This is a genomic window from Desulfofundulus sp. (assembly GCF_049701015.1).
Lineage (GTDB): Bacteria > Bacillota > Desulfotomaculia > Desulfotomaculales > Desulfovirgulaceae > Desulfofundulus.
Genome location: NZ_JBNATZ010000068.1, coordinates 1 through 10,936 on the forward strand (window position 1 = coordinate 1; position 10,936 = coordinate 10,936).

General features: G+C 53.9%; 9 protein-coding genes and 1 pseudogene. All 10 read left to right on the forward strand.

The features are described from left to right. Positions 1-364, forward strand: a pseudogene (locus ACPLUI_RS06075) (butyrate kinase); the annotation flags it as partial. A 178-nt stretch (positions 365-542) separates the two neighbouring features. Then, a complete protein-coding gene (locus ACPLUI_RS06080) occupies positions 543-1,646 on the forward strand; it encodes a glycerol dehydrogenase (RefSeq protein WP_424659389.1) in 1,104 nt (367 codons plus the stop codon). Positions 1,647-1,726: 80 nt separating this feature from the next. Beyond that, positions 1,727-2,197, forward strand: coding sequence for a DUF1097 domain-containing protein (locus tag ACPLUI_RS06085; protein ID WP_424659381.1), 471 nt, complete (start codon positions 1,727-1,729; stop codon positions 2,195-2,197). A gap of 196 nt (positions 2,198-2,393) precedes the next feature. Further along, a complete protein-coding gene (locus ACPLUI_RS06090; RefSeq protein ID WP_424659382.1) occupies positions 2,394-3,629 on the forward strand; it encodes a sensor histidine kinase in 1,236 nt (411 codons plus the stop codon). 39 nt (positions 3,630-3,668) lie between these two features. Further along, a complete protein-coding gene (locus tag ACPLUI_RS06095; RefSeq protein WP_424659383.1) occupies positions 3,669-5,288 on the forward strand; it encodes a response regulator in 1,620 nt (539 codons plus the stop codon). A 169-nt stretch (positions 5,289-5,457) separates the two neighbouring features. Then, the gene (locus ACPLUI_RS06100; protein WP_424659384.1) at positions 5,458-5,808 is read left to right on the forward strand and encodes an FtsB family cell division protein; all 351 of its coding nucleotides are present in this window, start codon (positions 5,458-5,460) and stop codon (positions 5,806-5,808) included. A 117-nt stretch (positions 5,809-5,925) separates the two neighbouring features. After that, complete coding sequence (locus ACPLUI_RS06105) at positions 5,926-6,315, forward strand: S1 RNA-binding domain-containing protein (protein ID WP_424659385.1); 390 nt, start codon at positions 5,926-5,928, stop codon at positions 6,313-6,315. 96 nt (positions 6,316-6,411) lie between these two features. After that, a complete protein-coding gene (locus tag ACPLUI_RS06110; RefSeq protein WP_424659386.1) occupies positions 6,412-7,317 on the forward strand; it encodes a Ppx/GppA family phosphatase in 906 nt (301 codons plus the stop codon). A 56-nt stretch (positions 7,318-7,373) separates the two neighbouring features. Next, positions 7,374-9,827 (forward strand): stage II sporulation protein E, encoded by a 2,454-nt coding sequence (gene spoIIE / locus ACPLUI_RS06115; RefSeq protein ID WP_424659387.1) that lies wholly within the window; start codon positions 7,374-7,376, stop codon positions 9,825-9,827. Positions 9,828-9,937: 110 nt separating this feature from the next. Beyond that, a partial coding sequence (gene tilS / locus ACPLUI_RS06120; RefSeq protein ID WP_424659388.1) for a tRNA lysidine(34) synthetase TilS occupies positions 9,938-10,936 on the forward strand: 999 nt, incomplete at its 3' end.

Here is a 10,936-nt window from a genome sequence, read left to right on the forward strand (position 1 = left end):
CCTGGGGACCAACAGTGCCCGGGAGGTGGAAGAACGGGCTGCTGCAGGGGACGCAGAAGCAGACCTCCTGTTTACAGCGCTGTGTTACCAGGTGGCGCGTGAGATTGGAGCCTGTGCGGCGGTACTTTCGGGCCAGGTCGATGCCGTTGTGCTGACGGGCGGACTGGCACACAGCCGGCGTGCGGTGGAAGAGATCAAAAAACGGGTGGAATTTATCGCCCCGGTGCTTGTTTTTCCCGGCGAGGACGAGATGGCTGCCCTGGCCGAGGGTGTACTGAGAGTCCTGAGGGGAGAGGAAGCACCGAGGTCTTATCAATACGAGGGGGTGGGACCGGCAGGTAAGGAAGAAAAAGTCGCCAGTTGAGATTAACCGTGCACCGGTAAAAAATACAAGGGGGGATTAAACAGGTAATAAGGGAGAGATTCATTGTTTGTAACTGTTTGCATGCAGAGTCAACCTGTCATATCCGGTACTGACGCTCTTGACAACACTGATCCCCAAAACTAAAAATTCAATTAATTATCATGAGGAGGAAGAAAATATGAGTATTAAAATTCTTATTTCTCCCAGTCGCTATGTACAGGGTCCCGGGGCGATTCATTCCCTGGGTGAGCAGGCGAAAAATTTCGGGCAAAAAGCTTTCATAACTGGAGGAAAAACTGCCCTAAAAGAGACTCGTGGAGATATTGAAAAAAGTTTAAAAGAACACAATGTAGATTCTGTATTTGAAGTATTTCGGGGAGAGTGTTGCGATAGTGAAATAGAGAGACTTAAAGCTGCAGCTACAGCAGCGGGGGCAGATTTCATAGTTGCTGTAGGTGGCGGTAAAGTCATTGATGCAGGCAAAGCAGTTGCATGCTTAATGAATAAACCGGTGGTTATCGTTCCTACTATTGCTGCTACAGATGCTCCATGTAGCGCTCTTGCGGTTATTTACACAGAGGAAGGTGTCTTTGATCGTTACTTTATCCTACCCCAAAACCCCAATTTGCTGGTTGTCGATACTGCCATTATTGCGAAAGCTCCGGTACGCTTCCTGGTTTCTGGTATGGGAGATGCTCTTGCAACCTGGTTTGAAGCCGATTCATGTGCTAAAGCTGCAGCAAAGAATATTCCGGGTGGCTATACTACCGTTACTGCCTTAAACCTGGCACGGCTCTGTTATGATATCCTGCTAGAATATGGAGAGGCTGCTAAGCTTGCTGTGGAAAGAGGAGTGGCCACACCCGCAGTTGAAAAGATAGTAGAAGCCAACACGCTGCTTAGCGGTATTGGTTTTGAAAGCTCTGGTCTTGCAGCAGCTCATGCTATTCATGATGGATTAACAGTGCTGGAAGAAACCCACCATAGCTATCATGGAGAAAAAGTTGCCTTCGGTACCCTGGCCCACCTGGTATTGGAAGACCGTTCATGGGCGGAAATCAATGAGGTACTGGATTTTTGTACCAGGGTCGGGCTTCCTGTAACTCTGGCGCAGATAGGGGTTACAGATCCCACCCCTGAAAAGATTATGCGCGTAGCTGAAAAGGTATGCGAACCCGGTATGATGGTTCACAATATGCCTTTCCCTGTAACACCACAAATGGTCTACAACGCAATCTATGGTGCAGATGCCATTGGAAAAGCTTATCTCGCAAAACGATAATTAACCTGTAAAATCACCAAGAGAAAAGCCGGAGCGAATTTTCGCTCCGGCTCCACCAAAATACAGGAGGTAAATTAAAGATGCAATTTTTCCCCCTTGCTTTAAGTATAGCAGTTCTGGCAGGGATTTGGACATATTTTTCTGGCCAATTTAATCTTCTTACCTGGCCTGCTTTTGTAGGTTGGGCACTGTTTTTTGCTTCCGGGGGTAATGCAGAGTCGGTTAAAAAGGTGTTTTTCCCGGCGGTTTGTGGTGTAATTCTGGGTTATTTAGCAGTGGTATGTGCTCCTTACCTTGGTGGCCCCGCGGTGGGGGTTGCTGTTGGAGTAACGATTATTGCCTTCATCATGGTTATGCTTGCCCCAATTGATATTTTTGCTTTCGTGCCGGCACAATTTGCGTGCTGTGCAGCATTCTTTGGCACTGGTGCCAAGTTCTGGCCGACGATAATTCCGCTCGTGATCGGGATAGTACTGGGATACATTTCCGCTATACTACCCAATTTGTTCACCAAACAGGGTAAAAAGGATTCCGCAGCTCAAGAAGGATAATTTAATTCCAAGGATAATTTAAATAGTAGATCCGAAGACTTCTTAAGCCTTCAGCGGGAAATGAGTCCACTGAAGGCTTTTTACATAATCTACTGACAGCTCTTTCCGTTGACTATATTGGAACACTGTTTAATAATTTAATTGTTGAGCAAAATAAGTGAACATCATACTCAATAGACGAAAGAAGGGGTTCCGGATGGCTGAATACGTTTATGGCCTGCCGGTGCACGGTTACCTGAGGGAATTGGTCGCAGTGCCTCTGCTGCAGGAGGTTGTGGATAAGTTTGCCAGGGCCACGGGTGTGGCGGCCATCGTGGTGGACGTGGATGGGACACCCATCACCAGGCCCAGTAATTTCACCGAGTTCTGCCGGCTGGTGCGTTCCTCGCCGGTTGGTGAGAAAGGGTGTTACGAGTCGGACCGGCGCGTCGGCGAGGCGGCGGCCAAGTGGAAAAGCCTCAGCCTGCACCAGTGCCACTGTAGTTTGATCGATATGGCGGCGCCTCTAATAGTGGACGGCGTTTACTGGGGAGCGGTCCTTTGCGGGCAGGTATTGCTGGAGAGGCCCCAGGAAGAGCAGATTAAGCAGGTCCGGCAGGTGGCCCGCCAGTACGGGCTGAATGAAGAAAAAATGTGTGCCGCGCTGTACAAAATAGAGGTGGTTACGGAGGAAAAAATCCGGGCTGCCGGAGAACTATTGCAAATCGTGGCCAATTATATCGTCGAGATGAGCGTATCACGCATTACCAGCCAGCGTCTCACCCGGCAGCTTAAGGAAAAGGCCGATATGGAACGGGTGATGCACCAGCTGGAACTGCGTGCCCTGCAGTCCCAGGTTAACCCCCACTTCCTGTTTAATACGCTGAATGCCGCCTGCCGGCTGGCCATGATTGAAGGGGCTTCCCAGACCGAAGAATTGATCCATGCGCTGTCCGGGCTGCTCCGCTACACCCTGCGCAAGATAGACCAGATGGTTTCCCTCCGTGAGGAGCTGGAACATATTACTAACTACTTGTTCATCCAGAAAACACGGTACGGGAATCATATTAAAGTTGAAATTCACGCCGAACCCGAAGCGTTGAACGCCTTGATTCCCCTGATGACGCTGCAGCCGCTGGTCGAGAACGCCATCGTGCACGGTCTGGAGCTCAAAGAGGACGGGGGGACCATTTATATTGACGCCCGGTGTTTTGGAGAAAGGGTGTGCATAGAAGTTCGCGATACGGGGCTGGGGATGGAACCGGGGGTCGCAAGCCAGGTCCTGGAAGGCAACCGGTCCGGCCGGGGACATACCACCGGCCTCGGTTTGACCAACGTGCACCAGAGGTTGCGGCACTGCTTCGGCGAGCAATACGGCCTGGAAATCTTCAGTTCGCCGGGAGAAGGGACGACAGTGAAAGTTTGGATCCCATTAAAGAGTCAAAAGAGTTAATGGTTCCGGAAGGGGATTCTCATGAACAATGCGAATGAAATGAAACTTCTGGTTGTAGACGATGAGCATCTGGAAAGGCAGGCCATCCGCCTGATTCTTGAAAGGGCGGAAGAACCAATCAAAGTGGTGGGTGAAGCGCGCAACGGCCGCCAGGCCGTGCAGCTGGCTGAGGAGCTGCGGCCGGACATCATCTTGCTGGACATTAAGATGCCCGGTATGGACGGGTTGACTGCCGCAAGGGAAATAAGAAAAATTTTACCTGCAAGTGCTATTATTTTCCTCACTGCTTATAACGAGTTTGATTATGTCCAGGAGGCCCTGCGCATCGGTGTGGTGGATTTCCTGCTCAAACCCATTCGCTCCCAGGAACTGGTCGACGTGTTGAAAAATACGCGGGTCCAGCTTCTGCGGGAGCGCGAAGAGCAGAGTGAACACAAAAAGTTGCAGGAACAACTGGCGGAGGCTCTCCCCTGGCTGCGGCTCAACCTTGGTTTGGGCCTTATCTGGGGTTTGTGGGAAGAACGGGCTGCCGTGGAACAACAGGCCCGGCTGGTGCGCCTGGAAGTTTTACCCCGCGTCGCTTTCGGTGTGTACATGGAAAACCGGCTTGAGGGTAGTCCTGCCTCCCTGGCCCGGTTCGAGTTGCTCCGCTATCAATTGCAGCGGCTGGTGGAAGATGCTTTGACCCGGCACCCCTGGGGGTTATGCCTGCCGATAAGTGACCGTATGTTGATAGGCCTGTGGGGGAACCAGGGGCCGGATCAGGAACATCGTCTCCGCCAGCTGGCGGGCGAAATTATTGAAGCTGCCGCCGATCAGCTTTCCCTGGGGGTAACTGTTGGACTCTCCCGTTTTTGTGAGGATATAAGCCAGTTGCCCCATGCAGCCTGGGAGGCCCAAACCGCGGCCCATCTCGGCATGTTTTACCTGGGGCCCGAGCGGGTAGTGCATGTGGACGAACTGGAGCATAAAAGTGGTCAGGATGAGGTTGTTTACGCGGCCAAAGAAAGGGAATTGGTAGAAGTCCTGCGCAGCGGCGATGCGGAAAAGGCTAAAAAGACATTTCGAGAATTTCTGGTTTCTGTATTCGACGGCCGGGATACCGACCTCCACCTGATTAAAGCCCGGCTGATGGCTGTGCTTGTGGCATTCTCGCGCAGTATGGGCAGCTACGGGGAGCAGAAGGAAGAAATTGTGCATGTCTATAACAAATTCGCCCGCCGGCTTTCCCTCTGCCTCTCAATAGAAGAACTGGAAGAGTGGATGGCAGAACTGGCGCTATCGGGTAACAACCCGGCTGCCGGTCAGGCCGGTGCCATGGTGAACAGTGCGGTTAAAAAGGCCTTGAGTTATATTCAAGAAAATTATCAAAGGGAAATTTCTCTTACCGATCTTTCCCGGATAATTTTCCTGAGTCCTGATTATTTCAGCAGGGCTTTTAAAGAACAGGTGGGCTGTACCTTTTCGGAATATGTGTTGCGCCTGCGCATTGAAAAGGCTAAAAAGTTGCTGGCCGAGACGGACCTGCCCGTGGGAGAAGTCGGTCGGCAGGTGGGGTACCCCGACCCCAACTATTTCAGTCGCGTTTTCAGCCGCGCTATGGGGATGCCTCCCAGCCGCTTCCGGCAGATTACGGCGCGGTGCAGCCAGCAGGTTTGAATGTCTGAATGGAGGCGGTATATAAAAGGCGGATATAATCTTTTTTATCCTGCCTGAAAGGAATTTCTTATTCAACGTAGAAAATAACGATTCAAGGAGCCAATCTCGAACCTGGCTACTCGCTCCGGGTGGCAACCGGCCGGTTCCGGTGAAGGGGATGTACCGGAAAATGGTCTTTTACTTTCAGAAAGGAGAATCCTTTACGTCAGGTTTGCGTCCGGGTAGCGGGCGCCGGCGTCTGCGTTTCAATAAAAACCGGCTGCCCGGCTTGATGGTGGCCGTTCTCTTCTGTTATCTCCTGCTTTCTTTTTTTACCCAGTTTCACCGGCTCGACGCCATGCAGCAGGACCTTCAGCAGCTCCAGGCCCAGCTAACCGAACTGCAGAAGAAAAATGCGGAGCTAAAACAGCAGCTTAAACTGGTGCAGTCGGATGCCTATATAGAACAGGTGGCCAGGGAGCGGCTGGGACTGGTGAAGCCGGGGGAAGCTCGCATTGTTCCGGTGAAGCCGCAGGATTGAAGTATTCCTTGTCTGGCAGCTTTTGGCCGGTTTAAAAATCTTTCTTGACACTTATACTTTTTCAGGCATATAATTAACCAGGGCTTTTTAATGTTAAGGGAGGCCAAACCGCAGGTTATGCCGGTAGAAGTGGGAAGCGTTTTGGAAGGCGTGGTGACCGGTATTGCTAGCTTCGGGGCCTTTGTTCAGCTTCCCGGTGGTGAAACCGGTCTGGTACACATTTCTGAAGTGGCAGAAGAATATGTCACAGATATCAACCATTTTTTAAAGCTTCATGACCGGGTTACGGTCAAGGTTATCTCTGTTGATGCCCGTGGAAAAATCGGGCTTTCCATCAGGCAGGTGAGGAGTTCCGGGGAAAGGCCGTCCCGGCGCAGGCGGTTTGAGCCTTCCTTTGAGGAAAAGCTTAACCGCTTCCTTAAAGAGAGCGAAGAGTTGCAGCAGTCTCTGCGCAGGAGCCTTGATGCCAAGAGGGGTGGCCGCGGTTCCGGGCGGCGTTTTGTCTAGTGTATAAACCGGTTCCTAAAGTGGCAGAAAACTGGTTGTCAGCATTCCGGTCAAGGGAATGCTTTTTTAATTTTACCGGTGGGAAGGTGTCTTTTGATGCGCGTGGCGGTTATTGACATCGGTACAAATTCCACCCGTTTGCTGGTTGCCGAGGTCCGGCGGGAGAAGGTGGAGCGGGTGATCCATTTCGACCTGGTGACCACCAGGCTGGGGGAAGGAATTGGTTCCGGTTATCTGCAGGCAAGAGCCATTACCCGAACCTGCGAGACTCTGAAGCGTTATCTGGAATGCATACGCTCCCTGGAGGTGGAACGTACGGTGGCTGCGGCTACCAGTGCCGTACGGGATGCCCGGAACCGGCAGGATTTTCTGCAGGCAGCCCGCCGTACCGGTTTGGAAGTGACAGTTCTTTCCGGGGAGGAGGAGGCCTACCTGAGTTATCTTGGGGTACGGGGCGGGCTTGAAGTGGATGCAAAGGGGCTGGTGGTTATGGATGTTGGTGGCGGGAGTACCGAATTTATCTGGCAACAGGAAGATACTCTTTTTTGCCGCAGCGTCAAGGCAGGAGCGGTGAGGATGACTGAAGGAGGACACGATGATGCCGCCATCAGCCGGCTCCTCTCACCCACGCTTGCCCGGATTCGTCTCAGCTCTCCCCGACACCTGGTGGGGGTTGGGGGTACGGTTACCACATGTGCGGCCATGGTGCAAAAACTGGAGGTTTATGACCCGGGGAGGGTACACGGTTTCGTGCTTTCCCGGGCGGATGTGGAAAATCTGGTGGACATCCTTTCCCGGTGCACGCTCGAGGAACGGCGCAGACTGCCCGGGCTGCAACCGGAGAGGGCCGATATTATTACAGCCGGGGTCCGCATCGTACGGCTGGTGATGCTGGAACTGGGTATGCCTTCCCTTCAGGTGAGTGAAGCCGACATCATGTACGGACTTGCCATTCAGGCCGCGTCCGGTGTCGAAATAAAAAGTGCTGTTATTTACCAATGATGACAAAAATTGCTCCACCCCTGTACTATAATTTTAAGTCAAGGGATGAATAAGGGGTGGCATTTGTGTCGGGAGAAATCAACGTCTATCCCTACCAGCGGGCGCGACAGGGCAAGGAAAAAAAACGTTTGCCGAAAAAAAGAAAGCACTGGCGGTTTTTTTACAGGGCCTCAGGGGCAACGCTCCTGAACCGCGAAGGATTCCTTTTATTAATGGCCGGCTTTTTTTTGGGTCGGGCCGTGCTGCTGGGTGAGATTGTGCCCTGCGCAGCCGCCTTTGTGGCTGCTGCAACCCGGACCTTTCCCGCGGCCGGGCCGGCTGCCCTTTTAGGGACGGGTGTCGGCCTGGCCACTGTCAGATCCGGCCCCTCCCTGGTGGGGGCACTGGGTGTCGTGGTGCTTACCTGGTTCCTGGTGCAGGCCTTGCCTTTAGGGATTAACAGGGCGCAGCTGGTGGTGGCGGCTGCCGTTTTTTCCCTGACCGTGGTCATCAAAGCATGTGTGCTGGCCTTTAGCGGGCCCTCCCCGTACCAGTACATCACCGTTTTTTTTGAAGGCGGGTTGGCCGCTCTTTTGACGCTGGTTTTTCTTGCGGGTCTGCCCGTTCTGGACAAGCTTACCGGCCTGGCCTCTCTCTCGGGAGAAGAGTTGTTCTCCATGCTGGTGCTGCTGGTGGCGGTGGTGGCCGGCACGGGTGATCTGCATGTATCCGTCTTTACTTTGAAAGGGCTCCTGAGCCGGCTGATTATTTTGCTGGCCGCTCTTTCAGGAGGTGTGGGGCTGGGTGCCGCCGTGGGGGCGGTGGTGGGCATCCTTCCGGGGCTGGTTTATACCGCGGTTCCGGCCATGATTGGCGGTTACTCCTTTGCGGGGTTGCTGGCCGGGTTGTGCCGGGGTTTTGGCAGGCCTGGGGTCGCTCTGGGCTTTCTTCTCAGCAATGTAATTCTGTCAGTTTATCTGACAGACTTTGGGGATCTGACTGCGGTGATGGGTGAAACGGCCCTGGCTGTGTTGCTTTTCCTGCTCATCCCGGGCCGCTACATCGGTACGTTGAATAAATCCCTTTTCCCCGTGGTTTTGAGGGTGCAGGGCACGGCACCCGCTGCGGACCGGGTACAGTCTGTAGTGGCCGGCCGTATGCGCAACTGGTCCCTGGTTTTCGACGAGCTTTCCCGCAGTTTTAATCAAAGCTCTGCCACGGCCCCCCGGGAACATGAAGAACCCTACCTCCAATCTCTATTTAACCAGATTGCGGACAGGGTGTGCCAGGGGTGCGGTTTATACCGCACCTGCTGGGAATGGGAGTTTTTTCGTACCTACCAGAGCCTGCTGGACCTCTTCACACTGGTCGAAATGTACGGGCAGGTTGGCGCTGCAGACCTGCCGGATACGTTTAAAAGGCGCTGCTCACGCCCGAAGGAACTGGCCATTACCGTCACCTGCCTGTATGAAACCTATAAACTCAACCGCTACTGGTTGAAAAGACTGGACGAGAGCAGGGAGATTGTTTCCGAACAATTGAAGGGCGTGGCCCAGATTATTGAAAACCTCTCTTCAGAACTGGAATTTGAGGTTCAGACTCTGACAGGTGACGAGCAGCTGCTGAAAGAGAAGCTCAAGCAGGCGGGGGTCCCGGTGGCTGATGTGCGGGTCCAGCGCCAGGGTGATGGCAAAACAGAGGTCATGATTACCCGCAGTACCTGCGGGCAGCAGCTCGAGTGCAGGGAACTGGCCGCCCTGATATCACGGTTGATGGGGGAACCCTTTGCCCTGCCCTTCAGCCGGTGTCCCGTTTTTAAGCCTGACCAGTGGTGTACTTTCCGCCTCTACAGCGGGCTGAAATTCGCCCTTAAGATAGGGGTGGCCGGGATAGGCAAAAATGGCAGCTCCGTCTCCGGAGACAGCTATGCCTTCCTTTCCTTGAGAGAAGGTAAATTTGCCCTGGTCTTAAGCGATGGTATGGGCAGCGGTTCAGAGGCGGCACTGGAAAGCAGTACGGCCGTCTCCCTTTTGAGCAGGCTCCTGGAAACAGGGCTGGACCGCAACCTGGCCGTCAAGACCGTTAATTCCATCATGATCCTCCGTTCCCCGGGGGAAACGTTTGCCACCCTTGATATGACCGTACTGGATCTTTACGAGGGTCAGGCCGATTTTGTCAAGATCGGAGCTCCACCCACTTTTCTGGTTCGAAACAGACGGGTGAGCATGGTCCGTGCCAGCTCCCTGCCGGTGGGTATTATCAAGGACATTGACGTGGCTTCTGTCTCTAAAAGCCTTGTGGAAGGGGATGTCCTTGTCATGGTCAGTGACGGCATTATCGATTCTTACCGGGGTTCGGGGGACAAAGAGGACTGGATCATCGGCGTGCTCCAGGAAATAAGCGATTTCAGCCCCCAGGAGATGGCCGAACTGCTGCTCAAACTGGCCCAGACGGGGTCGGGTGGGGAAAGGCAGAATGCCGATGATATGACCGTACTGGTGGCCCGCGTGGAGCAGGCAATGCCCTCTTGAGAGGGCTTTTTTTAGTGTGGCCGGGATAACACATTTTTTGCCACCGGGAAGGAAAAACATATTATTTGTGGAATTGTAGTATTTCGGAAGCGTATTGGGAGTGCCGCGTGATGGGTTTGGAACAGGATGTGCGCTCATTTATCGACAGATTTCACATGATCGCTCCCGGAGACAGGGTGCTGGTCGGGGTTTCCGGCGGCCCCGATTCGGTGGCCCTTTTGCATTTGCTCTGGCGTATGAAAGGTGAGCTGCACATTTCCCTGGCCGTGGCGCATTTAAACCACATGTTTCGCGGTGAAGAAGCGCGGGCGGATGCCCGTCTGGTTGAAGAATTGGCGAAAGACCTGGGCTTGCCGGTGTACCTGGAAGAATTCGATGTGCCCGCTTACCGGGAACGTACGGGCCTTTCAGCCCAGGATGCAGCCCGCCGGGTGCGATACCGCTTTTTCGAAGAAGTAGCCCGGCGAACAGGGGCTTCCCGGGTGGCCCTGGGGCATCACGCAGACGATCAGGCCGAAACCATTCTGTTCAATTTCTTGCGCGGCACGGGGCCGGCCGGTTTAAAGGGCATACCCCCTGTTCGCGGCATGTATATCCGTCCCCTGCTGGATACCCGCAGGCGCGAGATCGAGCGTTATTGCCAGGAGCATTCCCTGCCCGTGCGGGAGGATGCTTCCAACAAAAAAACGATTTACACCCGTAACCGCATTCGCCTGGAATTAATTCCCCAACTGGAGACCGAATATAACCCCCGGCTGGTTGACGCCCTCGTCCATCTGGGACATATCTGCCGGGAAGAAAACGATTACCTGGAAGAACAGGCCGCCCTCCTGTACGGGCGGGTATTAAAAGTAGAAGGGGAACACCACCTCTTATTGGCTGTTCCCGAACTCCTCTCTACCCCCCTGGCCCTGGTGCGCCGCGTGTTGCGCCGGGCCTGGTGTCACCTTACGGGTTCCGGGGGAGATTTATCCTATCTTCAGGTGGAATCGCTGCTGACTCTTTTGCATACTGCTGCCGGGGGCAGGGTGGTAGAACTTCCCCGCGGGGTGCGGGCGTCCCGCCGGGGGCAGGTTCTACGCCTCTGGATGGGGGGTGATGCCCCTGAT

What these genes read in the sequence shown, in the direction of transcription:
- ACPLUI_RS06080 (WP_424659389.1), top strand. Translation starts at nt 543, where the DNA reads ATGAGTATTAAAATTCTTATTTCTCCCAGTCGCTATGTACAGGGTCCC.
- ACPLUI_RS06085 (WP_424659381.1), top strand. Translation starts at nt 1,727, where the DNA reads ATGCAATTTTTCCCCCTTGCTTTAAGTATAGCAGTTCTGGCAGGGATT.
- ACPLUI_RS06090 (WP_424659382.1), top strand. Translation starts at nt 2,394, where the DNA reads ATGGCTGAATACGTTTATGGCCTGCCGGTGCACGGTTACCTGAGGGAA.
- ACPLUI_RS06095 (WP_424659383.1), top strand. Translation starts at nt 3,669, where the DNA reads ATGAAACTTCTGGTTGTAGACGATGAGCATCTGGAAAGGCAGGCCATC.
- ACPLUI_RS06100 (WP_424659384.1), top strand. Translation starts at nt 5,458, where the DNA reads ATGGTCTTTTACTTTCAGAAAGGAGAATCCTTTACGTCAGGTTTGCGT.
- ACPLUI_RS06105 (WP_424659385.1), top strand. Translation starts at nt 5,926, where the DNA reads ATGCCGGTAGAAGTGGGAAGCGTTTTGGAAGGCGTGGTGACCGGTATT.
- ACPLUI_RS06110 (WP_424659386.1), top strand. Translation starts at nt 6,412, where the DNA reads ATGCGCGTGGCGGTTATTGACATCGGTACAAATTCCACCCGTTTGCTG.